At 68.4% G+C, this 26814-nt stretch carries 23 protein-coding genes and 7 pseudogenes; 17 read left to right on the top strand and 13 right to left on the bottom strand.

Going from position 1 to position 26814, the window contains the following annotated elements; all coding sequences use genetic code 11:
* Nucleotides 1-31 precede the first annotated feature (31 nt).
* The 4 genes from ACIPC1_RS12705 to ACIPC1_RS12690 all read left to right on the top strand — a co-directional run bounded on the left by ACIPC1_RS12705 (nt 32) and on the right by ACIPC1_RS12690 (nt 1956).
* Nucleotides 32-133, top strand: a complete 102-nt coding sequence (locus tag ACIPC1_RS12705; protein ID WP_402516087.1) for a malic enzyme-like NAD(P)-binding protein — start codon at nt 32-34, stop codon at nt 131-133.
* 2 nt (nt 134-135) lie between these two features.
* Nucleotides 136-876, top strand: a complete 741-nt coding sequence (locus tag ACIPC1_RS12700; protein ID WP_402516085.1) for a malic enzyme-like NAD(P)-binding protein — start codon at nt 136-138, stop codon at nt 874-876.
* The gene (locus ACIPC1_RS12695; protein WP_402516082.1) at nt 770-1141 is read left to right on the top strand and encodes a hypothetical protein; all 372 of its coding nucleotides are present in this window, start codon (nt 770-772) and stop codon (nt 1139-1141) included. The genes ACIPC1_RS12700 and ACIPC1_RS12695 overlap by 107 nt, the downstream gene beginning before the upstream one ends.
* 86 nt (nt 1142-1227) lie before the next feature.
* Nucleotides 1228-1956 (top strand): DUF6766 family protein, encoded by a 729-nt coding sequence (locus tag ACIPC1_RS12690; protein WP_402516080.1) that lies wholly within the window; start codon nt 1228-1230, stop codon nt 1954-1956.
* 24 nt (nt 1957-1980) lie between these two features.
* Here the strand turns inward: ACIPC1_RS12690 and ACIPC1_RS12685 are convergent, their stop codons facing one another.
* From ACIPC1_RS12685 to ACIPC1_RS12675, 3 genes and pseudogenes are all read right to left on the bottom strand, one after another.
* Nucleotides 1981-2268: a CocE/NonD family hydrolase C-terminal non-catalytic domain-containing protein gene (locus ACIPC1_RS12685; protein ID WP_402516077.1), complete on the bottom strand. Its 288-nt coding sequence runs from the start codon at nt 2266-2268 to the stop codon at nt 1981-1983.
* 433 nt (nt 2269-2701) lie between these two features.
* Nucleotides 2702-3202 (bottom strand): annotated as a pseudogene (locus ACIPC1_RS12680) (catalase); the annotation flags it as partial.
* Between the two features lie 213 nt (nt 3203-3415).
* Nucleotides 3416-3787, bottom strand: a complete 372-nt coding sequence (locus ACIPC1_RS12675; RefSeq protein ID WP_402516075.1) for a helix-turn-helix transcriptional regulator — start codon at nt 3785-3787, stop codon at nt 3416-3418.
* A gap of 134 nt (nt 3788-3921) precedes the next feature.
* On the opposite strand from ACIPC1_RS12675, the gene ACIPC1_RS12670 reads away from it, so the two are divergent.
* From ACIPC1_RS12670 to ACIPC1_RS12660, 3 genes and pseudogenes are all read left to right on the top strand, one after another.
* Entirely contained in the window at nt 3922-4677 is a 756-nt protein-coding gene (locus ACIPC1_RS12670; protein ID WP_402516073.1) for an ANTAR domain-containing protein, read from the top strand.
* Between the two features lie 70 nt (nt 4678-4747).
* A pseudogene (locus tag ACIPC1_RS12665) lies at nt 4748-5605 on the top strand (TIGR03557 family F420-dependent LLM class oxidoreductase).
* Between the two features lie 40 nt (nt 5606-5645).
* On the top strand, nt 5646-5972 hold the full coding sequence (locus ACIPC1_RS12660; RefSeq protein WP_402516070.1) for a plasmid stabilization protein: 327 nt from the start codon (nt 5646-5648) through the stop codon (nt 5970-5972).
* A gap of 711 nt (nt 5973-6683) precedes the next feature.
* Here ACIPC1_RS12660 and ACIPC1_RS12655 read toward each other — a convergent pair.
* Entirely contained in the window at nt 6684-7709 is a 1026-nt protein-coding gene (locus tag ACIPC1_RS12655; RefSeq protein ID WP_402516067.1) for a saccharopine dehydrogenase family protein, read from the bottom strand.
* A 148-nt stretch (nt 7710-7857) separates the two neighbouring features.
* Here ACIPC1_RS12655 and ACIPC1_RS12650 point away from each other — a divergent pair, with 148 nt between their 5' ends.
* Nucleotides 7858-8805, top strand: coding sequence for an AraC family transcriptional regulator (locus tag ACIPC1_RS12650; protein WP_402516065.1), 948 nt, complete (start codon nt 7858-7860; stop codon nt 8803-8805).
* Nucleotides 8806-9297: 492 nt separating this feature from the next.
* Here ACIPC1_RS12650 and ACIPC1_RS12645 read toward each other — a convergent pair whose 3' ends face one another.
* Both ACIPC1_RS12645 and ACIPC1_RS12640 read right to left on the bottom strand, forming a co-directional pair.
* Nucleotides 9298-10116 (bottom strand): SAM-dependent methyltransferase, encoded by an 819-nt coding sequence (locus tag ACIPC1_RS12645; protein ID WP_402516063.1) that lies wholly within the window; start codon nt 10114-10116, stop codon nt 9298-9300.
* A gap of 234 nt (nt 10117-10350) precedes the next feature.
* Nucleotides 10351-11220 (bottom strand): bacteriocin fulvocin C-related protein, encoded by an 870-nt coding sequence (locus ACIPC1_RS12640; protein WP_402516061.1) that lies wholly within the window; start codon nt 11218-11220, stop codon nt 10351-10353.
* Nucleotides 11221-11687: 467 nt separating this feature from the next.
* On the opposite strand from ACIPC1_RS12640, the gene ACIPC1_RS12635 reads away from it, so the two are divergent.
* Nucleotides 11688-12230 (top strand): pyridoxamine 5'-phosphate oxidase family protein, encoded by a 543-nt coding sequence (locus ACIPC1_RS12635; RefSeq protein WP_402516060.1) that lies wholly within the window; start codon nt 11688-11690, stop codon nt 12228-12230.
* A 182-nt stretch (nt 12231-12412) separates the two neighbouring features.
* Here the strand turns inward: ACIPC1_RS12635 and ACIPC1_RS12630 are convergent.
* Together ACIPC1_RS12630 and ACIPC1_RS12625 are read right to left on the bottom strand one after the other, a co-directional pair.
* Nucleotides 12413-13819, bottom strand: a pseudogene (locus ACIPC1_RS12630) (IS1380 family transposase).
* Between the two features lie 121 nt (nt 13820-13940).
* Nucleotides 13941-14828, bottom strand: coding sequence for a helix-turn-helix transcriptional regulator (locus tag ACIPC1_RS12625; RefSeq protein ID WP_402516059.1), 888 nt, complete (start codon nt 14826-14828; stop codon nt 13941-13943).
* A gap of 214 nt (nt 14829-15042) precedes the next feature.
* On the opposite strand from ACIPC1_RS12625, the gene ACIPC1_RS12620 reads away from it, so the two are divergent.
* Nucleotides 15043-15933, top strand: coding sequence for an alpha/beta hydrolase (locus ACIPC1_RS12620; RefSeq protein WP_402516314.1), 891 nt, complete (start codon nt 15043-15045; stop codon nt 15931-15933).
* 270 nt (nt 15934-16203) lie between these two features.
* Here the strand turns inward: ACIPC1_RS12620 and ACIPC1_RS12615 are convergent, their stop codons facing one another.
* Nucleotides 16204-16497 (bottom strand): DUF1330 domain-containing protein, encoded by a 294-nt coding sequence (locus ACIPC1_RS12615; RefSeq protein WP_402516056.1) that lies wholly within the window; start codon nt 16495-16497, stop codon nt 16204-16206.
* Nucleotides 16498-16645: 148 nt separating this feature from the next.
* Nucleotides 16646-17207, bottom strand: a pseudogene (locus ACIPC1_RS12610) (carboxymuconolactone decarboxylase family protein).
* 68 nt (nt 17208-17275) lie between these two features.
* Here ACIPC1_RS12610 and ACIPC1_RS12605 point away from each other — a divergent pair.
* The 3 genes and pseudogenes from ACIPC1_RS12605 to ACIPC1_RS12595 form a co-directional block, all read left to right on the top strand.
* The gene (locus ACIPC1_RS12605; protein WP_402516054.1) at nt 17276-17632 is read left to right on the top strand and encodes a winged helix-turn-helix transcriptional regulator; all 357 of its coding nucleotides are present in this window, start codon (nt 17276-17278) and stop codon (nt 17630-17632) included.
* Nucleotides 17633-17639: 7 nt separating this feature from the next.
* Nucleotides 17640-18408 (top strand): annotated as a pseudogene (locus ACIPC1_RS12600) (transposase).
* 92 nt (nt 18409-18500) lie between these two features.
* Nucleotides 18501-18726: pseudogene (locus ACIPC1_RS12595) on the top strand (IS1380 family transposase); the annotation flags it as partial.
* Nucleotides 18727-18749: 23 nt separating this feature from the next.
* Here the strand turns inward: ACIPC1_RS12595 and ACIPC1_RS12590 are convergent.
* From ACIPC1_RS12590 to ACIPC1_RS12580, 3 genes and pseudogenes are all read right to left on the bottom strand, one after another.
* Nucleotides 18750-18818, bottom strand: a pseudogene (locus ACIPC1_RS12590) (hypothetical protein); the annotation flags it as partial.
* Nucleotides 18819-19244: 426 nt separating this feature from the next.
* Entirely contained in the window at nt 19245-19403 is a 159-nt protein-coding gene (locus tag ACIPC1_RS12585) for a hypothetical protein (protein WP_402516053.1), read from the bottom strand.
* A 60-nt stretch (nt 19404-19463) separates the two neighbouring features.
* Nucleotides 19464-20465, bottom strand: a complete 1002-nt coding sequence (locus ACIPC1_RS12580) for a LacI family DNA-binding transcriptional regulator (RefSeq protein WP_384388576.1) — start codon at nt 20463-20465, stop codon at nt 19464-19466.
* Nucleotides 20466-20772: 307 nt separating this feature from the next.
* Between ACIPC1_RS12580 and ACIPC1_RS12575 the strand changes: the two genes are divergently transcribed.
* Genes ACIPC1_RS12575 through ACIPC1_RS12560 form a run of 4 tightly spaced genes read left to right on the top strand, consistent with a single transcriptional unit; the run spans nt 20773 to nt 26768 of the window.
* On the top strand, nt 20773-22110 hold the full coding sequence (locus ACIPC1_RS12575; protein WP_402516049.1) for an ABC transporter substrate-binding protein: 1338 nt from the start codon (nt 20773-20775) through the stop codon (nt 22108-22110).
* A 7-nt stretch (nt 22111-22117) separates the two neighbouring features.
* Nucleotides 22118-23074, top strand: a complete 957-nt coding sequence (locus ACIPC1_RS12570) for a carbohydrate ABC transporter permease (protein ID WP_402516048.1) — start codon at nt 22118-22120, stop codon at nt 23072-23074.
* A 47-nt stretch (nt 23075-23121) separates the two neighbouring features.
* Nucleotides 23122-23928, top strand: a complete 807-nt coding sequence (locus ACIPC1_RS12565) for a carbohydrate ABC transporter permease (protein ID WP_402516311.1) — start codon at nt 23122-23124, stop codon at nt 23926-23928.
* Between the two features lie 41 nt (nt 23929-23969).
* Nucleotides 23970-26768 carry an alpha-mannosidase gene (locus ACIPC1_RS12560; RefSeq protein ID WP_402516045.1) on the top strand — a complete coding sequence of 933 codons (2799 nt, stop codon included), beginning with the start codon at nt 23970-23972 and terminating at the stop codon, nt 26766-26768.
* Nucleotides 26769-26814 lie beyond the last annotated feature (46 nt).

The following is a 26814-nucleotide window of genomic DNA, read 5'->3' as shown; positions in this document are numbered from 1 at the left end:
AGACACTGGTGGGTCGTGGGACATCGCCGAGATGGTCCGCCGGGCGGAGCCGACCATACTGTTCGGCCTGTCCACCGCGAAGGGCGCCTTTACCGAGGAGATCGTCCGGCATATGGCGCCCGCCGGTGAGTAGCGGTGATCTTCCCGCTCTCCAATCCGGCCTCCCGCTCCGAGGAAGACCCCGCCGACCCCGCCCGCTGGATGGACGGCAGGGCCATGACCGTCACCCGCTCGCCGTTCTCACCGCTGACGACCGACGGCCGTGAGGCGCCGGTGGCACAGGCGAACAACGTCTGCGTCTTTTCGGCCATCGGCGCGGCGAGGCCGGAGACGCCACCACGCCCAACCAGTAGGCGCAGGAGCAGGCCGCCGACGAGGACTGAGCCGAGTGCGCGGCGGGAGGGCGAGATCTGCCACGACCCGGAGATCCGCGCCGTGCACCAAGAGCACGTCGACTCCCGCCGGCTGCGAGGCGTGGAGAGGGTCTGCCCGTTCGTCGACTCCGCGGTCCGCGGCACTGCGTTCCTCAACGCCGCCACACGACGTTCGACCACCCGGATTTCCGGCCGTCGCCACGCCCGACGGCCTCGCCCGGACGACGCAAAGGACGTGCAGCCGGTTCCGCTTGCGAACAGGGAGGGGTGGTTGTCCCATGAGCGGGTAGACGCATTCCACTTATCGGGCCGGGCGCTCCCCGGCCCGATCCAGCCCCGGCCGCGTGGGAGGAACGATGTCAGGACGGCGGTGCGGGGTGGGCATCGCGGTGGCGATGGCCCTCGCCACGGTCAGCGGGTGCGGCACGCTGGCCGAGCGGCGGGATGCCGCCGCCTCGGAGGTCACCCGGTTCGAGCGGGCGCTGGACGCGCAACAGCCTGAACGACTGTGCGCCGCGCTCGCGCCCTCCACCAGGGAGGAACTGGAACAGTCGGCGAAGCAACGGTGCGAGCAGGCGATCGGCGAGCAGGACCTGCCCTCGGCGGGTGCCGTGCGCGGCGTGGATGTGTACGGCGACCAGGCACGGGTGGTGTTTGAGCACGACACGGTGTTCCTGGCGCGTTTCTCCGCCGGGTGGAAGGTGACGGCCGCCGGGTGCCTGCCACGTTCGCAGCGGCCGTACCAGTGCGAGATCAAGGGCGGGTGACAGGCCATGAGGACGCTTTTCCTCGGAACGCTGCTGGTGATCGCCGTCGGCTTGGTCTACTTCACGACGCTGGGACTGGTGCACCGATGAGCCCCGCATCGGGCCCGGGCAAGGCCACCCCACGGGGCCGGCACCGTGTCCTGCGCTTTCTGCGCCACAACAGCCTCGGTCTGTTCTTCCTGATCGCCTTCCTGGTCGCCCTGGCAGGCCAGGCCGTGGCGGGCCACGCGGGCTTCAACAACCAGCTCGTCACCGACGGCATGGCACCCGTCAGCCTCGGCGTCTACCTGACGACCTCGGATTTCGCCGTCGACGTCACGGAGAACTGGCAGTCGGAGTACCTGCAGTTCTTCCTCTACATCTTCGGCACTGTCTGGCTGCTGCAACGTGGCTCCCCGGAATCCAAGGAACTCGACAAGGCCGGCACCGAGTCGGACAAGGACCAGATGGTCGGCGAGTACGCCAAGGAGGGTTCCCCGCGCTGGGCCGCGGCGACGGACTGGCGCGGACTCGTCTACTCGCGCTCCCTGGGGATCGTCATGGGAGGCATCTTCCTGCTGTCCTGGCTGGCCCAGTCGATCACCGGCGTCGCCGCCTACAACGAACAGCAGCTGCGGCAGCTCCAAGCCCCCATCAGCTGGGGCGCGTACTTGTCCTCCGCGGACTTCTGGAGCCGCACCCTGCAGAATTGGCAGTCCGAGCTGCTGGCCGTCGCCTCCATGGCCATTCTCGCCATCTACCTGAGGCAGCGCGGCTCACCGGAATCCAAGCCCGTCGGTGCGAGCCACGGCTCCACCGGCATCGAGGGGGGATGAGGTGTGACCCCAGCCGACAGCCGGTCAATCGCCCCCGGACGCTGAGCAGCGCCGGCTTCGGCGGCGGCCGGGCGAGGGACCAGTAGGGCGTGCAGAGGAGAGGGAGAGCCTGATGCGGTGGCCGACGGGAACGCCTGCGCCACTCCGTTCAGCGGGATGGTGGCGTGGTAGCACCAGCCGGGTTAGTGGCTCCGCGGACTCCGCTCTGTCGCGGCGGGGGGGGTTCCGCAGGCCGTACGAGACGCGGGTCGCGGCGCCGTCGGGGCTCACGTCGGGCAGGCACGCGGCCACCATGACGACCGGTTGGTTCACCGACAGATCGAAGTCCGCGCTCGGTGAGCCGACGATCTTTAGCCGTTCGGTGAGTGGGGCACGTGAAGGAGGTAGCCAGCCGACAGCACGAGAGCCCCGGATCGCCGGGCCCCGGAGCTGGGTCGTGTCTCAGTACCCTGCGGTCTGCTCAGGTCGGCGCGCGTGTGTGCCTGCGGATGTACTCGCCTTCCGGAGCTGCCTCGCATCGCCCAATCGTCAACCGCCTCCGAGATCCAGCCAGTTGGCGTCCGCCAGCCGAAGCGTCGCAAGGCCCTCGGCGGCGCGCTCGAAGATGACCTGTGCCCGGCGCTGAGGCCAGGCGAGTAGTGGTCAAAACGGTGTGCGAGTCTGGCAGCGGCCCTGAGGCGCCAGACCGCCTACAGCAAGACCGGCGCCCGGCGCGGGAGCCGGCCCCTTTCGCAGCACGGTGCGTTCAACGGGTCACGACGTGCCGTTCGTCGGGTACGCAATGGGTCATGGTCAGGCCCTCCACGTCGCGCGGCGGGTTCTTCCCGAGGTTCGCCAGGCGCTCGCACTCCTCCATGAGCGGGTAGCGCTGGCCCGCCTGCAGATAGTCGTTGGTACGCGGGATGCGCTTGCGGGTGAGCCGTCGCCGGATCTCGGGGTTCTGTTCGTCGTGGGTCGGATAGGTGGCCTCCCCGAGGCCGCCACGGATGGAAGGTTCGTAGTTGACGTCGGGGTTCTCGCCCTCGCCGTCGACGTGGTAGGTCATGAGGCCGTCGCACTGGTTGGTGCGCACATCGGCGTTCTTGGCCTGGTTGACCGGCAGTTGGAGGTAGTTGGGGCCGACGCGGCGGCGCTGCGTGTCGCTGTAGGAGAAGGTGCGGCCGACGAGCATCTTGTCGTCGGAGAAGTCCAGTTCGTCGACGAGGACACCCGCGCCGAAGGAGATCTGCTCGTTCTCGGCGAAGAACATCCGGGCGCCCTTGGAAGAGGCCCTCGACAGGTACGGGCCCACCCAGATTCCCGGAACTCCGCCCCCACTGTGATCCGCGGTTCGTTTGCGGCGGCCCCAGCCCGGGGTCGGGCCGGGAGGCAACCCCGCAGCCCCACTCCCCTTGACCACCCAGCACCTGCCGGGTCCCCTTGCCGCACGCTTCTAACAGCGGCGCGCGGTCGAGCCACTTCACCTGGCGGATTCGGAATCACGCTCACGCGGCCGTACCGTACGCGACCGCGGCGACCGTCCGTCACGCTGATCGTCGTGCCGCGCGAGGGTGGACAGCAGCGCTTCGACCGTCATCCCCGCCTCGGCCGGATGCCGCAAGATGGTTCCCGGCTCGATCCGATACGCGTTGGTCCGCCCCTCCCGCGTGCGGGTCAGATAGCCGTCCTCCTCCAGATCCGAAATGATCTTCTGTACGGCCCTCTGGGTGAGCCTGCAGCGCGCGGCGATGTCACGGATGCGGATACGGCGATCCTCGGCGATCGCGGCCAGCACCCGGGCATGGCTGGTGAGAAACGTCCATCCCGCATGTGTCTCGGATACTCCACCCATGCACCCCAGCTTAGGGCGTAACATTCGCGCATTCAAAGGCGCGAACTATATTTCAGGTATCTCTTGACGTGTTTCGCGCGCCGGATAAGACTTGTACCTGCAGGAGACAGGCGAACGCTTCGGGAGCGACTGTCATGTCAGAACACGACTTCTCCGCGCCGCCCGGGGGCAGCAGCCCGGCTGTCTGTGCAACACCGCGCGTCCCAGCGGCGGTTGCCCTGTCGGCCCTCCTGGAGATCGTGACGCATCCGGCCGGAACCCGGACGGTCGTGACTGTCTCCGGCGAGATCGACATCGATACGGAACTGACGTTGCAGCACGCTCTGCGCCTGGCACTGGCCCGGTCGCCCGAAGGCGTGGACCTCGACCTGGCCGGAGTCGGTTTCTGCGACTGTTCCGGCCTCAATGTCCTGCTGCGCGTTCGCCGGCTCGCCCTGGCGGACGGCAAGACGCTCGGCGTGCGGGCTCTCAGTCCGTGGGTCGAGAGGCTGTTCACCCTCACCGACACGTCGTCGCTGTTCACTCACGCCCGTGCGCCCGTCAACGGCGTGGTCAACGCCTGGCACGAACATTCTGCTGCGACGCCCAACCCCGTGGAGGAGAACGAGGTGCCCGACGAGGCCGAGGAACTGCGCGTCGAGGTCGTGCAGCTCAAGCGCGCGATGCTGACCCGGCCGGTCATCGACCTGGCGCGCGGAGTCCTGATGGCCTCCTTCGGCCTCAGCCCTGACGACGCCTGGAGTGTCCTGGTCGATGTCTCCCAGCACACGAACACCAAACTCCACCAGCTCGCCGAAGAACTCGTCGACTCGGTCAACGGAGCGCCACTGCCCGACCACCTGCAGGAGCGGATTGCCAAGGCGGTCGCCGGGCTCTCACGCCCCGCGTAGAACGGACGTTTCCCGGTGCGCTGCGCGACCACCCGGAGTCCGGGGCGATCCACTGCGCAAGGAGAGCGCCATGACGGACTTCGAATACTTCCTGTCCGGTGAGGAACACGGTCCCGCCGAGTCGGTGGAGCAGGCCAGGACTGCGGAACAGGCCGGATTACCTCACTGTGGTTCTCGGACCACAACCTGCCCCTGAAACGACAACCAGGGGCAGAGTCCTTCGTCCGGTCCGTGACCGGCGCCCCCTCGCAAGCCGTCCCACTGCCCGTGCAGACCGCCTCGACCTGCCCCCTCACCCCTATGCACCCGGCCGTCGTCGCCCAGGCAGCGGCCACCGGCGCCGTACAACTGGATGGCCGCTTCCGGCTCGGCATCCGCAGCGGCGAGGCGCTCAACGAGCACATCCTCGGTGACGCCTGGCCCGAGGCCAACGTCCGCCTGGAGAAGCTGGAGGAAGCCGTGCAGGTGATGCGGGAGCTGTCCACCGGGCAGCAGATCAGTCACCGGGGCAAGCACCACACCATGGAGAACGCCCGACTGTACACAGTCCCCGACGAACCGACCCCCACCGACGTCTCCGCCTTCGGCCCGCACGCCGCCGAGGACGAAGCCGTCCGTACGGCACACCATCCTTGGGCCAACGAACAGCTCCCCGGCGAACTCGCCCAACTCCTGCCCACCCCACGCCACTTCGAGCAGGCCTCCGAGCTTGCCGGCCCCGACCGCGTCGAGGCGAATCTCGCCTGCGGCGACGATCCCGACGCCCACGTGGAGGCGGTCAAGGAGTGTCGACGCCAGGTTCGACACCGTCTACGTCAACCAGATCGGGCCGGATCAACAGGGCTTCTTCGACTTCTACCGCACCAAAGTGCTGCCCCGCCTCCGAAGACCGATGAGCCGCACTACAAGGGCGTTACACAACCCGTGAGAGGGGAACCCGTCGATCAGTGCACGAGAGGAGAAACGCGATGCCGGCAGGATCGAACCAGAAGCGGGAACGACAGTACGAGCACGTGAAGGAGAGCGCCGAGAAGCGGGGTGAGTCCACGCGCCGGGCGAAGGAGATCGCATCCCGCACGGTGAACAAGGAGCGCGCCCGCTCCGGGGAGGCGAAGACCTCAAGCAGGACCTCCACACGTGATCCCAAGTCCGCCTCACAACGCGGCGGGCAACGCTCGCACAGCGGCGCCGAAGGACCCACCAAGGACCAGCTCTACGCCGAGGCCAAGAAACGCAACATCCACGGCCGCTCCTCCATGGACAAGCGACAGCTGCAAAAAGCCCTCGTTCGCTGATCACGACGCCCGGCCCGCGGAAACGTCTCCCGGCAGCGTGGGGTGGCAGCCATGGCAAAGAGCGCGCTCAACTCGTCGGCCTTCGATGACACACGCAACGAGATGGAACGCGCCCTGGACGAACTGCTCGTCGCAGGCGTTGCAGACGTTGCAGACGGCCTCGTCCGCAGGGGCACCAGCGGGCGCACCGTCCTGCGGGCCCTTGGCGATATCTGCGGGCTGCGGGCTGCGGGCCGCGGGCCCACGGCTGGAAGGACGATGCGGTACGCATCGCCACGCTCCTGTACTACGGGCTGCGCTACGGCGCAGTGGGCCACGGTCAACTCGACCGCGACACGTCTGAGCAGCGCCACCAGAGCCAGGTGACCCTCGTTCTCTGAAGATCGCGCCATGGGCCCCGCAGACGGCAACCCGCCAGCTTGAAGCCCCTAGCCCAGCACCATCCCGCAGGCCATCCGAGCAGTGTCATTACTCATGCCGGCCTCAGGAACAGGCACTGACTACTGCTGGTGCTGGACAGCCGACGCCGCGACGACGAGGGCCTCTGGGGAAGGAAGTTCCGCCTGTACGGGCGAGGCGGGGAAAATCCATGAGTACGGGGGCAGCATCATGTCTGCGCCGTCACCAGGAAACTGGTGCGCAATCCCCACTCCTGGACGAGGAATCCGCCGAGAGCACCGCGCCATGGCGGGCGCGCGGGTTTAGCAGGAGTCAGGAGACCTGCCAGGTGACACCGTGGGGAGCCAGGAAGTTGAGGAAATCGGCCGGATCGTAGGCCTGGGCGGGGCTCAGTACTCCCGCGCGTGCCCCGTCTGCCGCGAGCCGACGAGCGCCTTCGACAGCGATCACCGCGGTAAGACCGTACCCGTCCGGCCCGGTGACCCAGCCCTGGGCACGGCTTCCATCCGTTCCGGTGGCATCGGCCTTCATCAGCCACCGGCTCGCCCGCCGGGCGTCTTCCGCGACCGTCTCGGGGATGCTGTCGACGGTGTCCGGGGTGAGTGAGGCGAACAGCGCGGCTACATCTGTCCTGATGGCGCTGTGTATGCGCCGCGCCGCCACGTGTCGGGGAATGGTGATGACCCCAGGGAGCGCGAACGTCGTCACGGGGACGGGGGCGGTCGAACCGGGTGGGACAATAGGCTCCACCTGCGAGCCGCTCGCAGGCTGCCAGGCTCCGTCGAGGTACTCCAGTGCGCCCTCGTCGAAGACCGCGGCCATCGAACGCGCGGTGCCGCGCGAGGCCCCTCCCCCCGGCTGGCGCAGGTCGGCGATGAGCACCTCGTCGACCGGGGTGACACGGGCCGCCGTCAGGTTGGCGATCAGGTCGCCGGGGCCGCCGTCATCGGCCATGGCCGGGACAACGGTCACCCCTGCGTGCTCGGCTTCTTTGTTGAACACATCGAAGACGCGCTGGATGTAGTGCTGCTCACCAGTCGTGTCGACGTAGTGGGTCCCAGCGGTGATCGCCGCACGTACCACCGGTTCTCCCCACAAGGTGAACGGGCCCGCACAGTTGACGACGGCATCGCAGTCAGCAATTGCATCAGCCAGACCAGCCGGGTCCGCCAGGTCTGCGACCCGGGTCTCGGCTCCTGTCACGCCGACCTCCGCTGCCGCAGCCCCCAGCCGATCCGCGTTACGGCCCACCAGTACCGGCGTGATCCTGCGACGGCACAGCTCGGCAACAGTGAGCCTTCCGGTGAACCCACTCGCGCCATACACGGCAATCCTCATGCCATCTCTCCCTGTTACTCGTGCTGAGCCGACGGAACATCCGCTCACCCATCACCGTAGGGACCGCACTGTGAACGTCCTATGCCTGGAGATCCGACTTAGATGTCCATTCGTCCGGAACAGCCGAACCGGACAGTACGTTGGAACCATGGACGTACTCAGTGACGCCGTCGCCGCGATGCGCACTGGTGTCCCACACTCCTCCCGGACCCAGCTGCGCACTCCCTGGGGCATCCGCTTCGAGCCGCAGCAGGGCGCGGGCTTCCACGTCATCCTGCAGGGCTCATGCTGGCTGGTCCCCTCACGAGGCAAGCCCCTCACTCTGGGCGTGGGCGACGTGGTGTTCCTGCCCCGTGAACTCGGGCACGCGATCGCGGACGCGCCGACAACACCGCTGCCCGACGAGGCCACGAGACGCCTGGTCGAAGCCGACGTACGCGACGCGAACGCCGGTCATGAGGGCGCGACCACGGTGATGCTCTGCGGCGCGTACCGGCTCGACCAGTCCCGAGCCCATCCGCTCCTCACCGAACTGCCCGACGTCGTACACCTCCCGGCCCGTATCGGGCAGCAACCTGCACTGCGCGGAGCGATCGACCTTCTCGGCCACGAACTCGCCGCCGAACCGCTGCCAGGCGCTTCCGGAGTCCTGCCCGCGCTCCTCGACGTCCTGCTGCTCTACATCCTCAGAGCCTGGTACGACGAGCAACCCGAGCAGGCCACCACCGGATGGGGCGCGGCCTTGCGTGATCCCGCCGTCGCCGCCGCACTGCGGGCCATCCACGGCGAACCCGCGCAATCCTGGACCGTCCAGACCCTTGCCGCGCTGGCGGGCCTGTCCCGGTCCGCCTTCGCCCAGCGGTTCACTTCAACGGTCGGCTGCCCACCCCTCACCTACCTGACCTGGTGGCGCATGACCACGGCGGCACGGATGCTCCGTGATACCGACCTTCTCCTCCGCTCGGTGGCCGAACACACCGGCTACACCTCCGAGTACGCCTTCGCCAAAGCCTTCAAAAGGGAGTTCGGCACAGCGCCGGGCCAATACAGGAACGGCTCTCGGCCCCTTTCCGAGCTCAGCACACACTCGGGCTAGAGACCCCTGGCCCAAAGCGACCACCGGACAACCGGCAGCAGGCGCCGATCTCCGACGCCTCGACAGCCTCTGAAACCCGAGCAGCTCCGCCTCGTGCGCGGGTATCGCTCCCAACTCGTCGACCTTGGCCGCCACCGCTGAGTCAGCATCGTCCGGTCGGGACCATCGACGGGCCTGGGCCCACCACGCCGGGCCCGGGACAGGCGGCCGCTGCGGAAGCCGGTCACGGCCTCACTCACATACTCGGCCCCGATCATGGCCTGCTCCAGGCCGGTCCCTGTCAGATCGGCCTCGTCGCCGGCCCGTTCCGCAGCACACCGCGCCCCCGGACCCGGCCTCCAAGCCGACGAACGCCCGGAGGCTGGAGCAGCCAGCGGATCGTCCGCTCCTCCTGCCGTCCGTACTCGCGGACCAGGCGGCACCGGCTCAGCTGCGGCGCGATCGAATCGACCCTCCACTCGATCCCGTTCAGCAGAAGCCGTCCGCCGATGGTCAGGCCTTGCGTCCCACGCCACCGAACATGGCTACCTCGGCGGCCAGTTCGGCCTCGCCGCCATCCGGGCGCCATCGATTGCAGGAGACCACGCCTGGCTCCAGGAGCTCCAGCCCGTCGAAGAACCCAGCGACGGCGGCCGGGGTGCGCTGGGTCAGCTTCGGCGTACCGTGCTCGTTCCAGAAGGCCACCGCGGCGTCAACGTCCGACAGGTCCGGTCGGGTAATGGTGTGCGAGAGGACGAGGTGGCTGCCTTCGGGCAGCGCGTCCATCAGACGCCGCACTATCGCGTACGCCTCCTCGTCCTCCTCGATGAAGATGACGACGCCGAGCAGCACCAACGCCACGGGCTCACTGAAGTCCAGCGTCCGTGCCGCCTGCTCCAGGATTGCTTCGACGTTACGCAGGTCCTCGTCGAGGTAGTCGGTGCGCCCCTCCTGCGTGCTCGTCAGCAGGGCCTCGGCGTGGGTCAGCACGATGGGGTCGTTGTCGACATAGACGATGCGGGACTCCGGCGCGACACGCTGAGCGACCTCGTGCGTGTTGTCGGCCGTCGGCAGACCGGTGCCGATGTCGAGGAACTGCCGTATCCCGCACTCGTCAGCGAGGTACCGTACGGCGCGCCCGAGGAACAGCCGGTCGGCGAGGGCGTAGTCGCCGATACCCGGGTGCAGTTGGCGTATCTGGTCCCCAGCTTCCTGATCGACCTCGTAGTTGTCCTTACCGCCCAGCCAGTAGTTCCAGATCCGGGCCGTGTGTGGCTGGTCGGTCTTGATTCGCTTGCGCGCCTCGATCGCCGCGGCGGGAATCTCAGTCACGGGACGTCCTCCAGATCAAGCCGATACGGTCACGGAGCAACCTAGCGGCAGGAGTTGAGGACAGCGACTCCGTCCGACGACAGGGCTGGACTGAGGAAGAGCACCGTTCGGCCTCCCATGAGGCATCAGATGCAGAGGGCTCCTCGCATCAACCGCCGTTTGGACCGCCTTCGTCACCAACTTCAAGCAGCCCAGCGGCTCACAGGAAGGCGCGAGCTCTGAACAGGGGTTGCGTCAGGGGGCGCAAACCCCGCTGCACGGTCCCAGCCACAGTGGACCGCAGCCGTAATCGGTCCAGTTGCACCACCACGGTGAGGCGTAACACACCATGTCGCAGCTTCCGCTCCCCGCGCATTGGGAATTGCAGTCCATGACCTGGGTGCCCTGGTCACTCCGAGGCGCCGCGCCTTGCGTGTCCGCAGGGCCCAGCGTCATGAGAATCGCCTGCGCCTCGCTCTCGCCGAACGCCGCCACCGCCGCCGATTCCAGCTCTTCGGGGACTCCTCCCTGTCGGCGCCCCGCGATGATCTGCGGTGCCAGCCGCGTCGCGTCGTCCAGGACGGCGGACTGCTCGGCCGACAGACCGGAGTGTGTTTTCCGGTAGTTCGCGAAGTGCGCCACCCACAGTTCGCTCCGAGCCGAAGCGGACAGCGCGCCGTAGACGGCGCGCCGATAGTCCGTGGGGTAGGAGACGAACTCGGAGTAGCCGGAGGGCAGCCGGTCGCGGTTGGCCTTCACCCATCGCGACGCCTTGCTGCCCTTGGCGCGGGTCACCGCCTGCGCGGGTGAGGCTGCCAGGCCGCCGGTGACCAGAAACGTTCCTAGGGCCAGCCCCGGCACGGCCTTGAGGATTCCTCGACGGCTCGGGGGCCGCAACACATCAAGGCTGCGGAGCGCACGCACCACCCGCAGCGAGTCCGCCGGCCCCAACAACCGCGCCAGGCGGAGGGACAGCGCGGTTCCGGTCCAGGCCCGCACCTGGTCGCCCTTGACCGCCAACAGGGTCGGCGCCCACTCGGCCCCATCGCCCAGGGCACGCGCGCGCAGGCCGCGAATACGGGGTTCCGTGAGGCCCGCGGCGGTCAATTTACCGTCGACGGACACACGAACCCGATCCACCACTTCTTCGCAGAATCGACAGTCGGCGTCGAATGCCAATATCCACTCGGTCACAAGCTTCTCCCCACGTCTACTTGACAACCCGACCCATGGTGCCGCCCGGTGTAAATTGTCACGCCGATCCGTGGCGTGCCGTTCAGCACGATTTCACGCTTCGGGTCTACCTGAAGAGAAATCATTTGCCGAGGCCTCTGGAAATATCAATCATTTCGATGAGAATCGAAACGTTTTACATTCACAGGCCATACTTACGGTGGTAGCGCAGGCTCGACTCCGGATGGCGACGAGCCTGGTGGCTCAGAGCGAGCAGCCTCGCCGAGGGCCGAGACTTCGCAAGTGCGGACCACTGATGGCTCGTCTCAGTTTCAGCAGGGATGTCGAGAACGCCGTGACGACTCCGTCCCAGGGGCAGAAGCGACCGCCGTGGTCGCACGGCTCTCAGGAGGCCCTCCATGACGAACGACCAGATCACCGAGATCCTCAGTCGCCCGCTGAGCCAGGAGTTGCTGGCTCGTGACCTCTGCCGCCTGGCCTACGTGGCCAAGGATGGGACACCGCGGAACATCCCGATCGCCTTCGCCTGGAACGGCAAGGAGGCCGTGATGTGCACGTCGAAAAACGCCCCGAAGCTGGCTTCGCTCCGTCAGAACCCAGCCGTCGCCCTCACGATCGACACCGAGGTGCACCCGCCCAAGATCCTGCTCGTCCGCGGCACTGTTGAACTCGACGAAGTCGACGGCATTCCCGAGGAGTACCTCGAAATGAATGGCTCCTACGAGATGACGGCCGAGCAACGGGTCGAATGGGAGGCCGAGGTCCGCTCGCTCTACGACGGCATGGTCCGCATCGTGATGACGCCGACGTGGGCGAAGCTGATCGACTTCGAGACGACCTTGCCCAGCGCCGTCGAGGAACTCGTCCGGCAGCGTGCGGAACGTCAGCAGAAGAGTGGCACCAGGGTGCCGTCCGTCGAGCCACGAGCGTCGAAGTCATGACCATCCGGCGCGTGGGGCGAGCAATTTCAGCCTTAACCTCCGCGTTTCAGGTGGGGTCGGCTAATCTGCGCTGATCGTCGCGTGGGTGGCGTTCGGGCGGGTGGGCATGACGAGGGCCCGGCGCGCGGCCGGGTGCTCCTGGGGTTCCTCGGGTGGTGGGCGGGCAGGGGCGGTTCCGCCGGTCAGGTCGCGGGTCGGGGCAGGGCTGCGAGACGGGTGAACGCGTTGGTCAGTTCGTGGCGCCAGGGCCAGGTGTCGGCGATCCGCAGGTGGACGCGGCGGGCGCCGTGGGTGATCCGGGCTGCGGCGTGCAGGAGCCGGTAGCGCAGTCGCTTCGGCTCGGCGGCGGCCAACTCGACGTCCAGTAGCAGGGTCTGGGTCCAGGCGATCAGGTCGATCGCGGTCAGGGACAGCTCCAGCCAGGCGGCGTTGATCGCGAAGTGGCGGGAGGGGAAGCGGCCGAAGCCGGTGGTCTTGCCGCAGCGGATGCGGTCCTCGACCCGGGCGTGGGCGCGGTGACGGGCCTCCAGGAACTGCAGCGACCCGCCGCCCGCGTAGGGGGTGTCGGTGAGGAAGACCTGGTGGCGCATGCCTTCGTCCTGGTCGAACAGGGAGAGCTGGGCGCCGGGGTGGGGTGGCTCGCGGCGCACGATGATCCGCGTGCCCTCGGGGCAGCCGGCCAGGTCGACCAGGCCGGTTAGCTCCGCGACGTCCGCGCCGGTGCGCTGGGATCCGTCCTGCTCCAGTGCAGGGTGCCAGACCTGTGCGGGCAGTGCGCGGATCGTTCGGCGGATCGGTGCGGTGACGGCGTATCCAACCGAGAATGAAGTCTGGAGGCCGCGGTGTCGCAGGGCGCGTATGTGGGTCAGGAAGGCTTTAGCGCTGCCCGCGCTGTCGGTGCGGATCAGGATCGAGGTGCCGTGGCGGTGGGCGTCGGGGATTTGGGCCAGGGCGTGGTCCAGGACGGTGATGTGGTCGGCGGCGGTATTGGCCCCGGCGTTGCCGGGTCGAAGGAGACCGGCCAGGGCTTCGCCGGTGTTGTCCAGGAAGCACAGCAGCGGGTGGTAGCCGAAGCCCTGCTTGTAGGTGGCGGCGGCTTGTTCCTTCTCGGAGTGGCAGGTGACCAGGGTGGCGTCCAGGTCCAGGACCAGGCCCGGGAGGTCACGGCCGGCGGCGCGGGCCGCAGGGATCCCCGTCCTGGTCTCGGCGGCCTACATCCAGGCGGTCTCGCGGGCGGTGGCCCGCGCTGCCCTCAGTGCGGCGAGTGTAGGAGCGTCCGTGGCGGCCAGCACCCGCCAGGCGGTGGGAGTGGAGGCGACCGTCCCGAACACGGCGGCTTGGTCGCGGAGCAGGGCCAGGTCGCGGATGGCTTCGCCGCCGTCGGCGAGCATGACCGCCAGGTCCACGGCCACGCGGCCGGGATCATGCCCGGTGCCGCGCGGGCGTAGTCGGCGCAATGCGTTGCTGAAGGCGTCGGTGAGGCCGGTGGAGTCGGCCAGGTCCGCGAGCAGGCGTGAACCGGCGTGGCTGACCACCCCGCGGCCGTCGGACGAGACCACGAGCTTGGGACGTGACCGAGGAGCGTGCACGCAGAGATTGCCTTCATGCCGATACTACGGAGACCTTGGAAGGGTCCTATCGTCCTAGCTCAGAGGGCATTATTACTTTTCCGATCATGATCCGGGCACAGCTGCGGGCGTGCGGCGCTGGCTAGTAGCGGCCTTCGGTTCGCGGTGTGGTCGTCCGGCCGGTAGACCACTGGATGAGGAAGCGCAGTGCTTCCTGGGAGGGGGAGTCCGGTGGGGCCGTGTAGGCGACGAGTTGCTGGTCGGGCTGCGTGTCGACGGAGAACTGCTGGACGTCTAGGGTCACGGCGCCGATGACCGGGTGGCGGTAGGTCTTGGTGAGCTGCCTGGGTCCGCGGACCTGGTGGCTTGCCCACCAGGTCCGGAAGTCCGGGTCCCGGACGGTGAGTTCGCCGACCAGGGCGGTGAGCGCCCGGTCGTTGGGGTTGCGTCCGGCCTCCATCCGCAGGACCGCGACGCACTCGCGGGCGGCGCGTGGCCAGTCCGCGTACAGGGACCGGTAGGCGTCGTCGAGGAAGGTCAGCCGGATCAGGTTGCGCTGCTGGGCGGACAGCGCGGCGAAGTCGGTCAGCAGGGCTGCCGCACCCCGGTTCCAGGCCAGCACGTCCATGCGGCGGTTGAGGACCATGACGGGGATGTCGTGCATACCGTCGAGCAGTTGCTGAAGTTGCGGGTCGGCCCTCTGCCCCGCGGGCCGGCGGGCGGGGACGGCCTGCGTGACGTCGGCCACGGCGAACAGGTACGCGCGTTCGTCCGGGGCCAGTTGCAGGGCGTCGGCGAGGGCATCCAGGACCGGGCGGGAGACCCTACGAGTCCGGCCCTGTTCCAGCCGTACGACGTAGTCGATGCTCACGTGCGCGAGCTGGGCCAGTTCCTCCCGGCGCAGGCCCGGTACCCGGCGCAGACGGCCGTCGTCAGGTAGGCCGACACGGTGCGGGTCCAGGGCGGCGCGGCGGGCGCGCAGGAATTCGCCCAGGTCATTGCCGCCTGGAGGACTGCCGGGGTTTTCCATGGTTTCCAGTGTCCGCCACGCTGCAGCCGCGTGCCTGGTACTGGTCTGCACAGGCAGGACCCTCCCTGGCACCTCGTACCGGGCGGCGCGACGGTGGTGGAGGTGGCCGACGGACTAGACCCGGTCACCGGATCCCGCTCCCGGAGCGGGCCCGCCCCCTTCCCTGACCGGAGAGCACACCGTGAAGACGGACGTCACCTTTCCCAGCGCCGGCATGCAGCTCGCCGGCCACCTCTACACCCCCGACAGTGCGGCCAGCGGCCCCCGCCCGGCGATCGTGGTGGGTCATCCCGGCAGCGGTGTGAAGGAGCAGGCCGCCGGCCTGTATGCGCGGCGCCTGGCCGAGCAGGGCTTTGTCGCCCTCGCGTTCGATGCCGCCTACCAGGGCGAGAGTGAGGGCACCCCGCGCGGCCTGGAGGACCCGGCCCACCGGGTGGAGGACGTCAAGGCCGCGGTCTCGTTCCTCACTGCCCGCGAGGAGGTCGACCCCGGCCGCATCGGGGTACTGGGCATCTGCGCCTCTGGCGGGTACGTGCTTTCCGCCACCGCCACCGACCACCGCATCAGGGCTGTCGGCACCGTCAGCGCCGTCGACATCGCCCGCCAGTTCCGCCTGGGCGCCGACGGGGCGCAGGACCCGGCCGTCATCCAGGGCATGCTCGACGCGGCCGCGGCCGCGCGCACCGCCGAGGCCCGCGGCGAGGGTGTGCAGAGCTTCCAGCTCTTCCCCGACACCGCCGAGCAGGCTCGCGCCCTGGGCGGGAAGCACGGCTTCGAGGGCTTCGAGTACTACCGCACCGACCGTGCCCAACACCCGCGCTCGGCGAAGTTCCTCACCTGGTCCAGCGTCGACCGCCTGGTCGGCTTCGACGCCTTCCGCTTCGCCGACCTGATCGCGCCCCGCCCGCTGCTGATGATCGTAGGAAGCGAAGCGGTGACCTCCTGGATGGCCGTGGAGGCGTTCCAGAACGCCCGCAGCCCCAAGGAACTGCACTGGATCGACGGAGCCAGCCACGTCGACCTCTACGACAAAGAGCGGTACGTCGGCCCCGCGGTCTCCGAGCTCACCGACTTCTTCAAGACCCACCTGGCCAAGGCCAAATAGACCGGCCGTCCTGAGCACCACAGCGCAGCGGCGCGGCCACGAGGCGGTCTGCTGCGGCGCCCCTGGCATGAGAGCGGTGGTGCTGAGCCCGGAACCCGCATCCAAAAAGTGCCTCTCAGCTCGGACTGTACAGACTTCGGGCAAGCCTGATCGTCCAGGTCAGAATGTACTTCTGCTTGCCCAATACGTTCCGGACACAGTCGCAAGTGAAACAAGCAGGTTAAGGCTTGTCCCGCAATGAACTTCAGTGAAGATGCGACTGGACTTCGGTCAGTCGATGCCTTCGACGATGCGGAAGTCGCGCTCGACGCCGTCGGAGAGGGCGGCCAGCGCCTCCTGATAGGCCGCACTCTCGTGCGCCGCGACGGCCTGCTCGAAGCTGTCGAACTCGATCAGGACGGTGCGCTCGGCGATTCCGGCGTCGTGCGCCACGACCCGACCGCCACGGGCGAGGATCCGACCGCCCCCGGCCTTGACGGCCAGAGGGGCCAGCTTGTTGTAAGCAGCCAGCTTCTCAGGGTCTGAAATGGTGCGGTAGGCGCTGACCCAGTAGCCCTTGGGCATGGAACCTCCAGTGTTGGCATGAGTGCATCTGACTTACGGGTTGGTCTCGGACGAGCGTCGGCGCGCGAGAGCGAGGCTTGTCAGCGTCGTGATCGCCATGGCGCCGATGCCGACCAGCGCCGCGGTGGTGGATGGGGGCGGAACGTAGTCACCGTGTGGGGAACGGGGTACCCCAGGGTTCCTCTTCCAGGAGGAGCCCGTTGGCCAGATGGCTGATGGTTCGGTACCAGCCGATCAGTACGAGCAGTTCAAGTAATTGAACCTCTTCGTAGTACATGCGCAGGGCGTCCCAGGCGGACGGTGTGAGCTGGGCCGTGTCGTTCAGTTCGTCAACCGCGTGGAGCAGTGCCGTGTGGCGTGGCGACCATGGAGCACGGACTGCCGCGTCGGGTTGGGTAGTTGCCCGGAGTTGCTCCAGGCTGAGTCCGGCCTGCGGCACCAGGGTCGCGGCGTGGACGCCCCATTTCATGAGCGCAGGCGGATCGCGCGGTCACGCGAGCGATGACGATCTCCCGGTCCATAGCGGGGAGGAGTCCACGGCCCAGCAGTCCGGCGCCGAGGGCGAACATTCGTGAGGCCAGTTCCGGGTTGCGGTGCAGTACGCGGAACAGAGCGAGTGGCTCGTGCGGCACACCCGGCGGCATCCATCGGCGGAGCGCCTGGTCGACGCCGGCGGTGTAGGGCGGGGTGAGCGGTTCGATGCGTGGCATCGCGGCACCTCCTGCTTCGATTTTCGAATCACTATGATGCTTCGACAACCGAAGCGCAAGGAGTGAGTATGGAAGCCAGCGCGCCACGTCCGAGTGTGCCAGTGCGGGGATCCGAATCCGGTCGTCCAGTGATGGCCGCACTCGACCTACTCGGACGGCGTTGGACGATGCGGATCCTGTGGGAACTGAGTCAAGCTCCGACCGGCTTCCGTGAATTGCAGCGCCGATGCGAGCGCATGTCCTCCAGCGTGCTCAGTACCCGGATCGAGGAACTGTCCGGCGCCCGCCTGCTCACCCTGGACAGCGATGGCTACCGTCTCACCCAGCTCGGCCAGGAGCTTGTCGAGGCGCTGAGCCCGCTGGACGCCTGGAGTCGACGTTGGGCCGAGGAAACGGGACCCGCGACGGCAGGAGGACTGAAATGATCATCGCGTGACTGGTCCGATCACGGCACCGGTGCCGTCCTGGATAGTTCCCTTCAGCGGGCTGAACCCGCGCCAGTTCGGCAAGTTGGTGGCCTCAGTGCGACGGCAGGGAGTTGACGCTGCACGGCCGGGGTCGGCCATGGGGCCTACCGCTGGAGGACCGAATACTCCTGGTCACGGCGTACTGGCGAACCAACTTGACGCTGCGCCGGCTCGGCCCGCTGTTCGGGGTCTCGAAGTCGTCAGCCGACCGCATCGTCGACCACCTCGGCCCTCTGCTCGCACTCCAGCCCCGAATGAGGTTCCGCAAAGGCACCGTACTCATCGTGGACGGAACCCTGGTACCCACCCGCGACCACAAGGTGGCTGAACAGTCCAAGAATTACCGGTACTCCACCAACCATCAGGTTGTCATCGACGCGGACAGCCGCCTGGTCGTCGCGGTCGGCCTGCCCCTTCCCGGCAACCGCGCCGACTGTAAAGCATGGGAGGAATCCGGGGCGAAGGCCGCCGTCGGCAAGACCATGACGATCGCCGACGGCGACTACCCAGGAACCGGCCTCTTGATGCCCCACCGGCGCCGCGCAGGTGAAGAACTTCCCGACTGGAAGCAGGAGCACAACAAGCCCCACAAGCAGGTGCGCGCCCGGGTCGAGCACGCCTTCGCCCGAATGAAGAACTGGAAGATTCTGCGTGACTGCCGCCTCAAGGGGGACGGCGTTTCTCACGCGATGAGCGGCATCGCTCGACTGCACAACCTCGCCCTCGCTGGATAGGCCGACGGGACCCAACCGCCCACTGCCCCGCCCACACTCACCCGGAGATCATTTGCGGGACAAGCCTTAGACGGGAGAAGCCCCACCAACCGGCCGGAACTACCGGGGCGGCCGCCGCGCAGCCCGTCGTCCTCAGGCCGCTTCGGCTGCGCGGGGCCGGACATGATCCAGGCCGGATCGCCACCGCCCTGGCGGTGATGCTCGCCGACGGCGGTGAAGCCCTCGCGGATCTGGCCGTACTGCGGGAGCAGAAAGTGGTGTTCGGCCCCGTTGCCGCGACACCAAGCAGCCTGGCGGCTACTCGCCGACACCGACGAAAGGCAGCGCAGCCGTACGCCCGGCCGGCCCGCGTCCCGGGTCGTCCGGTCCGCCGTCGCGGTTGCCTCCGCCTGGCGAGCGTCTCCCGGAATGTGGGTGTGGTCGCGTCTTCGGCAGCCGCGATGTCCACGACGATCAGCCCCGGCTTCCTCGCGACGCCATGCACGCCCTCTCACCGCACCGGGCGCAGCCCCAAGTACGTCCAGTACGAGGGTCCAGGCCCGGCACACCGAGAGCACGCACCTACTGCGACACAGGCTGCTGCCGCAGCGGGCGCGAGGCCGCCCTCCGGGCGACGACGGGAATGTGACGACAGGACCTAGGAATCCCGATGACTCATCGCAACACCCCGCCGAGCGGCGCGGGTGGAGGTAGGGACGGTCTTGAGGAGTGCGCGGGCCTCGGAGCGGCAGAGACCGTTCTGTCAGGTCGCGGCGGCGTCCGGGGCAGCAGGCCGGTAGTACTCGCGCAGCAGGGACCTGAGGAGTTGGCGATCTGCTGGCGACGTCCGGCTGGGCTCAGGCGAGGACGGCGACGGCGCGGGCCAGGTGGCTGTCGTCGGGGTGTGGGCGGTGGACGTACACGTCGGTGCGCAGCATGTTTGCCGGCACCAGGGCGTCGCCGGAATCGGACTTCTTGCACGAGACGCTGTGGCACCCGCGGGCGCCGACGTCCACCGCGGGGACCGGGCCCGGCGGCGGACGGAATCTGCCGCTGTCGCGGCCGGCCGGCAGGCCCTACGCCGACTCCCGCAACCGCAGCTTTCCGTGGACCACCAGCTCGTCCCGGCTGAGCCCGCCGCTGCGGGTCAGCAGCCGCGCCGCCTGTTCGACGGCGAGCGCGCCGAGCTCACGGGTGTCGAGGGCGACGGTGGACAGCGGCGGTTCGACCAGGGATCCGAGCTGAAGGCCGTCGAAGCCGATCACGGCGAGGTCCTGGGGGACCCGGCGTCCGAGTCGGCGGGCGGCACGCAGTGCGCCGATGGCGATGATGTCGTTGAACGTGAACACGGCGGTGACGTCGGGGTGCCGGGCCAGCAGGTACTTCAGCGCGCCCTCTCCGCCCTCCACGCTCTGGTCTGCGCGGCACACCGCGTCCGAGTCGAGTCCGCAGGCGTCCATCGCGGCGGCGAACCAGTCGTGCCGGTTGCTCGGTTCGGACCGGCCCGCGTGATCGAGCATGCCGATCCGCCGGTGCCCCGACTCGGCCAGATGTCGGATCGCCGAGGCGACGCCCTGCTCTCCGTCGATCCGGATCGTGCTGAACCGCTCGGAGCGGTGCTCCCGGTCGATGAGCACGACAGGCATCCCCCGGGTCAGCCGGTCGATCTCCTCCTCGGTCAGGCTCATGTACCCCACGACAGCGTCCACCTGCGAGGTGATCGCCTCCAGAGTGCCCCGCTCCTCCTCCACCCGATCACCGGTGTCGCACACGACGACATGCCAGCCCCGAGCCCGCGCCGCGTCCAGGGAGGCGGCGGCGACCTCGGTGAAGAAGGGGTTGAGCAGATCGGGGATCACGAGCCCGACGCTGATCGTGTCCTGGCGGACGAGCCCCCGGGCGAACCGGCTCGGCCGGTATCCCAGCGCGAGGGCGGCATCGAGAACGCGCTGCTTGGTGGCGACACCGATCTCGTCCTTGTCGTTGAGCGCCCGGGACACCGTCTGCCGGGACACCCCGGCACTCCGGGCCACATCGTCGATCGTCACCCGGCGGGGTCCGGTCCCCGACGACGCCATCGTTCACCTCCGCCTGTTGCCGACGCTCGCGCGTCGCAAGGGACACTGAGTATGCCCTGGGCCGACATTCTGGTGCGACCACGTGTTCGAACGATTGATGGTGCTCCCCTGGCTCACGAGCCTTGACACTCGACCCGACCGAAGCGCAAAATCCCAATCACTTCGCAACAAGTTCCCCCGTTACCGCTCCCGTGAGCGCTCACGGTACCGCTCACGGAAACACATTCCAACCAGAAGGCAGCCGCCTCCAGGTGTCAACGTCGACCCCGCCTAGCACCGTCGCTAGTCGTTCTCTGGAACGGAAGATATGAGCAGCACAGTCACACGTACTCGCCTCGTCATCGCAGCCGCGGCCGCCGGCATGGTCGTCCTTGCCGGGTGCTCGTCGTCGGACTCGTCGTCCGACAACGCGTCCGCCGCCTCCTGTGAGCCCTCCAAGGGCAAGGTCACCCTCCAGTACTGGAACACCGTCAACGGCATGGACAAGGTCGTCGACCTGTGGAACAAGGACCATCCCGACATCCAGGTCGAGTCGAAGAACATCTCCAACGACCAGTACGGCGCGATCGGCAACGCCCTCAAGGCCGGTACGGCGCCGGACCTCGCCCAGGTCGGCTACGACCAGTTGCCCACCCTGCGCTCCCAGGACGCCTTCGTTGACGCCTCGGCCTGCAAGACGGCCGCCGACGCCGAGTCGAAGTTCGTTCCGTGGACCTGGTCGCAGGCCAGCTTCGCCAACACCGGGGTGTTCGCCCTTCCACAGGACACGGGCCCGATGGCCATGTACGTACGCACCGACATCTTCAAGAAGTACGACGTCCCGATCCCGACGACCTGGGACGAGTACACGACCGCCGCGGAGAAGCTGCACAAGGCGGACCCGAAGCTCACCATGACGTTCTTCGACCCGAACAACGCCGAATGGTTCAACGGGCTCCTCTGGCAGAACAACGCGAACATGTACAGCTACTCCGCCGACAAGTGGCACGTCACCGTGGAGTCGGACAAGAGCAAGCAGGTCGCCGACTACTGGCAGAAGCTGATCGACGACAAGCTCGTGCGTACCGACCTCGCCAACGGGTCGACGCAGATGTTCGCCGCCTACCAGAACGACCAGATGGCCACCCAGATCGGGGCGGCCTGGGGCTACACGGGGATGCGTGACAACCTGCCCGACCAGGCCGGCAAGTGGTCGATCGTCCCGATGCCGACCTGGGGTGCGGACGGCAACTCCGGCGACTGGGGCGGCTCGACCGTCGCGTTCATGAAGGGCGGCAAGCACCTCTACGAGGCTGCCGAGTTCAACACGTGGCTGAACACCGACCCTGAGGCGCTCGCGATGGCGAACGAGGTGGGCGGCCTGTACCCGGCCTCCACCGACGGGCTGAAGCTTCCGGCGCTGTCCAAGGGTGTGCCGTACTACAACAACGAGAAGATCTTCGACGTCTTCGCCGAGTCGTCCAAGAAGGTCGACACCGACTTCAGCTGGGGTCCCACCCAGAAGGCGGTGAACCTGGCACTGCAGGACGCGATGTCCAAGGCGGTGGCCGGGGACGGCAAGCTGACCGACGCGCTCGCCGCTGCCCAGGCCTCCGCGCTGAAGTCGATGGACGACTTGGCGATCCCGGCTACGGCGGGTAAGTGACCTCAGAATGACCGACATCGCCACCCGCCCCACCGACGCGGTGTCACCACCGCCCCGGGGCCGCCGCCGTCCGCGTCTGGACGTCAGCGGCCCCCGGGCCGGCACCATCGTCGCGTTCGTGACGCCTTTCTTCCTGCCGTTCGTCCTCTTCTACCTGGTGCCCATCGGCTACGCGCTCTGGCAGAGCTTCCGCGTGGTACGCCGCTCCGGCGGCCAGTACGGCACCTCGTACACGACGTTCGGCGGTTTCGAGCAGTACGTCGAGGTGTTCCAGAACGACGAGTTCTGGGCCAGCATCGGCCGTATCGGCCTGTTCGGCATCGTGCAGGTGCCCGTGATGCTGTTCACCGCGCTGGTCATGGCGCTGCTCCTGGACACCCACCTGCTGAAGCTCAAGGGGTTCTTCCGCACCGCCGCGTTCATGCCGTACGCGGTGCCCGGCGTCATCGCCGCGATCATGTGGTCGTATCTCTACTCGCCGCAACTCAGCCCGATCGTCGACCTGTTGAACGGCATCGGTCTGAAGCCGGACTTCCTGGGCCCGGGTGCCGTGCTGTGGTCGGCGGCGAACATCTCGACCTGGCTGTGGACCGGCTACAACATGCTGATCATGTTCTCGGCGCTTCAGTCCATCCCGCAGGAACTCTACGAGGCCGCGAGGATCGACGGGGCCGGCAACTGGGCCATCGCCTGGCGCATCAAGGTCCCGATCATCGCCCCGTCCATCGTCATGACCACGGTGTTCTCGATCATCGGCACACTCCAGCTGTACTCCGAGCCGGCCGTGCTGCGTCAGATCTCCTCGAACATCTCCAGCACGTTCACCCCGAACATGCTGGCGTACACCGTGGCCGTCGGGAACAACTACCAGCAGGCAGCCGCCATTTCGGTGGTCGTCGCCGTCATCACCTTCGTCTTGAGCTTCGGGTTCATGCGACTGACCTCCAAGAGGGCGGGACTGTGAACAAGCAACCCCGTGACCAGGAAAGCCGCGTGAGCCGTACGGCCGTCATGGCCCTGATGCTCGTGCTGGCGATCTACTTCATGCTGCCGCTGTACTTCCTGATCGTCGCGGCGACCAAACCGCAGGGCGATCTCGCCTCCACCAGCGGCCTGATGTTCTCGAACTTCCAGCTGTTCGACAACCTGCACACCCTGTTCACCTTCAACGACGGCATCTTCGCCCGATGGATCGTCAACACGATCGTCTACGCGGTGCTGGGCGCGGCCGTGGGCACCCTGATCTCGGCGCTGTGCGGCTACGCGCTCGCCAAGTTCCGTTTCCGCGGCCGGGAGTTCCTCTTCTCGGTGATTCTCGGCGGTGTGCTGGTCCCCAGCACCGCGCTGGCGCTGCCGCTGTTCCTGCTGTTCTCCGAGGTCGGACTCGTCAACACCTACTTCGCGGTCTTCCTGCCCAGCATCGTCAGCCCGTTCGGCGTCTATCTCGCGAGGATCTTCGCGAACGCCGCTGTGCCGCAGGAACTCATCGAGTCGGCGCGCCTCGACGGTGCCGGCGAGTTCCGCACGTTCTTCTCGGTCTCGTTCAGACTGATGTCCCCGGCGCTGGTGACCATTTTCCTGTTCCAGTTCGTCGGCATCTGGAACAACTTCTTCCTCCCGATGGTGATGCTCCAGAAAGAGGAGCTCTTCCCGATCACGCTCGGCCTCTTCACCTGGAACGGGCAGACCGCCCGCACCCCGCTCCTCCAGGAGTCCGTGATCATGGGCTCGCTGGTGTCGATCGTGCCCGTGATCATCCTGTTCATCGTCCTCCAGCGGTTCTGGCGCACCGGCCTCGCCGCCGGCTCCCTCAAGTGACCGCTCCCGTCCCCCACTCCGCACAGAAGGTCCGCCCCGCCATGCCCAACTCCGCAGTATTCGTCCCCCACTTCCACTGGGACCGGGAGTGGTACGAGCCCTTCCAGGTCTTCCGGCACCGGCTGGTGACCGCCCTGGACACCGTGCTGGAGACGCTGGAGGCCAACCCGGACTTCCGGTTCACCGTCGACGGTCAGATGGCCGCGGTCGAGGACTACCTGGAGATGCGTCCGGAGAACCGCGAGCGGCTGGTGGCCCTGGTCCACGAGGGCCGGTTGGCGATCGGACCGTGGCTGATCCTGCTCGACGAGTTCCTGTGTTCCGGCGAGACCATCGTGCGCAATCTCCAGATGGGGTGGGCGGCGGCGGAGCGACTCGGCGGCGCGATGCCCATCGGCTATCTGCCGGACATGTTCGGCCACGTCGCGCAGATGCCGCAGATCCTGGCACGCGCCGGGATCGAGCACGCGGCGCTGTGGCGCGGGGTGCCCGGCTCGGTCGAGGGGCACGCCTTCCAGTGGCGCGCCCCGGACGGCTCCGAGGTGCGCACCGAGTTCCTCTTCGACGGCTACGACAACGGCCTGGACGTCCTCCTGGTGCCGGACCAGATCGGCCGCGCGCTCGGCGAGTACGCGGAGATGACGGCCGCGCGGTGGGGCGGCGATCCGGTGCTGGCCATGGCGGGCACCGACCACAACGCGCCCGACCCGCAGCTGGCGGCCTGGCTGCGCAAGGCGTCCTGCGCGGAGCTGCCGATCACCGTCGCCACCCTCGACGAGTACATCCGGGGCCAGGTCCGCGACGAGGTGACCTCCGTCGTCACCGGTGAGCTGCGCAGCCATGTGCGGGGCAACATTCTGCCGGGCGTGCTGTCCGTGCGGCTCGGGCTCAAGCAGCGGATGGCCCTCGCGGAGCGCACCGTCGACCATGCCGAGCGCTTGAACGCGCTGTGGTCGCGACGCGACGACTCGGCCTTCCTCTCCCTCGCCTGGCACAAGATCATCGAGTCCACCGCGCACGACTCGGTGGTCGGATCCGGCACCGACGAGACCTGCGACCAGGTCGCGGCGCGGCTCGCCGAGGCCGCGCAGACCGCCCGTGCCGTGCGGGACGCTGCGCTCGCCGAGCCCGCCGCCCGGGTGCCGAGCGACGCCTACCTGGTGGCCAACCCGCTGCCGTCGCCGCGCACGGTGCTGGTCGAGGTGGATGTCCTGGCCCCGGCTGCCGGTGCCGCGCTCGTCGCCACCGGCGCCGACGGGTCGGCGCAACCCGTGCAGCTGATCTCCAAGGACCCGACCGTGCTCAGCGACGAGCGCATGGACGCCTCGCAGCTCGAACGCGTACTGCGCCGTATCCACCGCCGGGAACTGTTCGGACTGCTGATCGACCGGTACGAACTCACCCCGGGCTCACTGGTGTTCCATCTCGCCGAGGTGCCGGCCAGCGGGCCGTTCGACCTGCTGATCCTGCGTCGCGAGGTCGCCGCCGCGGCAGCCGCGCATCCGGGCGAGTGGCAGGTGCGGACGCTGGCCGAGGCGCGGGCGACCGCGCTGGTGCCGGTGCACGTGCCCGCCTCCGGGCTGACCACTGTCCGGGTCTCGGCGGCCGACGGGAACAGCGTCCCCGCGCCACGGCTCACGCCGGCCACGGCCACCGTGACGCCGTCGGCGGACGTGCTGTCGAACGGCCTGGTCGAGGTGGTGGTGGCCGCCGACGGCACCCTGGTCGTGACCGGCGCGGACGGCACAGTCCTGTCGGGGGTGGGCCGCCTGGTCGACGGCGGTGACCGCGGCGACAGCTACAACTACGCTCCCCCGGCCCGGGACACGCTGGTGTCGGAGCCGACCCAGGTCGGCGTCGAGCTCGTCGAGAACGGGCCGCTGCGGTCCCGGCTGCGCGTCACCCGCGTCTACGAGTGGCCCGCCGCGCTCGCTGCCGACCGTGACGTGCGCGGCGGTACCACCGTCCCGACGCCGGTGGAGATGCTGGTGGAGCTGCGCACGGGCGAGCCGTTCGTGCGGATCTCGACCGCCTTCCTCAACCGGTCCGCCGACCACCGGCTGCGCTTCCATCTGCCGCTGCCCCGGCCCGTGACCACGTCCGCCTCCGCCGGCCAGTTCGCCGTCACCGAACGTGGGCTCACCGCGGAGGGCGGCTGGGGCGAGTACCCGCTCCCGACCTTCCCGGCGAGCACGTTCGTGTCCGCCGGGCCGGCCACCGTCCTCCTCGACCACTCCAGCGAGTACGAACTCGTCGACGACGGCTCGGCGCTGGCCCTCACGCTGCTGCGCGCGATCGGCTCGATCAGCGTCAACATCCACCCCCTGCGCGACGAGCCCGCGGCGAGCGAGATCCCCACCCCGGGCGCACAGGACCTCGGTATGCGCATCGAGAACCGGCTCGCCGTCCTGCCCTCGGCCACCGGCTGGCAGGCCGCGGACGCGGTCGCCCTCGCCGAGGAGTTCCGCAACGACGTGCTCGTCACGCGGGGTACCGCACCCGCCGGTGGCACCCTGCCGGCCGACATGAGCGGCGTACGGGTCGACGGCAAGGACGTGTTCGTCGCCAGCATCCGCAGGGTTCCCGCCGACGGGCACGGAGCCGGGAACGGGCACGGAGTCGGGGACGGCATCGAGGTCCGGCTCGCCGCGCTGAGCGACACCGGGTCGACCGCCCGTCTGACGGGTGACTTCACCGAGGCCACCACCGTCGACCTGCTCGGCCGGCCGCTCTCCACCACTCCGGCGCAGGACGGCCTCGAACTCGCCCTCGCGCCCTGGGAGATCCGCACGGTCGTGCTGAGGCGGCAGCACCCCACGGGCCCCACGAGCCGACCGTGAACGTCATCTGGTCCCGTGGCGGATCGTACGAACCGGGGGCGACCGA

This window comes from Streptomyces sp. NPDC087263 (genome assembly GCF_044744645.1).
Taxonomy (GTDB): domain Bacteria; phylum Actinomycetota; class Actinomycetes; order Streptomycetales; family Streptomycetaceae; genus Streptomyces.
The sequence above is the reverse complement of the archived record's forward strand: the minus strand, read 5'-3'. Positions and strand labels throughout refer to the sequence as shown.

What these genes read in the sequence shown, in the direction of transcription:
- ACIPC1_RS12660 (WP_402516070.1), top strand. Translation starts at nt 5,646, where the DNA reads ATGCCGGCAGGATCGAACCAGAAGCGGGAACGACAGTACGAGCACGTG.
- ACIPC1_RS12560 (WP_402516045.1), top strand. Translation starts at nt 23,970, where the DNA reads ATGCCCAACTCCGCAGTATTCGTCCCCCACTTCCACTGGGACCGGGAG.
- ACIPC1_RS12690 (WP_402516080.1), top strand. Translation starts at nt 1,228, where the DNA reads ATGAGCCCCGCATCGGGCCCGGGCAAGGCCACCCCACGGGGCCGGCAC.
- ACIPC1_RS12605 (WP_402516054.1), top strand. Translation starts at nt 17,276, where the DNA reads ATGGAAGCCAGCGCGCCACGTCCGAGTGTGCCAGTGCGGGGATCCGAA.
- ACIPC1_RS12670 (WP_402516073.1), top strand. Translation starts at nt 3,922, where the DNA reads ATGTCAGAACACGACTTCTCCGCGCCGCCCGGGGGCAGCAGCCCGGCT.
- ACIPC1_RS12650 (WP_402516065.1), top strand. Translation starts at nt 7,858, where the DNA reads ATGGACGTACTCAGTGACGCCGTCGCCGCGATGCGCACTGGTGTCCCA.
- ACIPC1_RS12565 (WP_402516311.1), top strand. Translation starts at nt 23,122, where the DNA reads ATGGCCCTGATGCTCGTGCTGGCGATCTACTTCATGCTGCCGCTGTAC.
- ACIPC1_RS12635 (WP_402516060.1), top strand. Translation starts at nt 11,688, where the DNA reads ATGACGAACGACCAGATCACCGAGATCCTCAGTCGCCCGCTGAGCCAG.
- ACIPC1_RS12580 (WP_384388576.1), bottom strand. Translation starts at nt 20,465, where the DNA reads ATGGCGTCGTCGGGGACCGGACCCCGCCGGGTGACGATCGACGATGTG.
- ACIPC1_RS12620 (WP_402516314.1), top strand. Translation starts at nt 15,043, where the DNA reads ATGCAGCTCGCCGGCCACCTCTACACCCCCGACAGTGCGGCCAGCGGC.
- ACIPC1_RS12575 (WP_402516049.1), top strand. Translation starts at nt 20,773, where the DNA reads ATGAGCAGCACAGTCACACGTACTCGCCTCGTCATCGCAGCCGCGGCC.
- ACIPC1_RS12695 (WP_402516082.1), top strand. Translation starts at nt 770, where the DNA reads ATGGCCCTCGCCACGGTCAGCGGGTGCGGCACGCTGGCCGAGCGGCGG.
- ACIPC1_RS12570 (WP_402516048.1), top strand. Translation starts at nt 22,118, where the DNA reads ATGACCGACATCGCCACCCGCCCCACCGACGCGGTGTCACCACCGCCC.
- ACIPC1_RS12705 (WP_402516087.1), top strand. Translation starts at nt 32, where the DNA reads ATGGTCCGCCGGGCGGAGCCGACCATACTGTTCGGCCTGTCCACCGCG.
- ACIPC1_RS12625 (WP_402516059.1), bottom strand. Translation starts at nt 14,828, where the DNA reads ATGGAAAACCCCGGCAGTCCTCCAGGCGGCAATGACCTGGGCGAATTC.
- ACIPC1_RS12655 (WP_402516067.1), bottom strand. Translation starts at nt 7,709, where the DNA reads ATGAGGATTGCCGTGTATGGCGCGAGTGGGTTCACCGGAAGGCTCACT.
- ACIPC1_RS12675 (WP_402516075.1), bottom strand. Translation starts at nt 3,787, where the DNA reads ATGGGTGGAGTATCCGAGACACATGCGGGATGGACGTTTCTCACCAGC.
- ACIPC1_RS12615 (WP_402516056.1), bottom strand. Translation starts at nt 16,497, where the DNA reads ATGCCCAAGGGCTACTGGGTCAGCGCCTACCGCACCATTTCAGACCCT.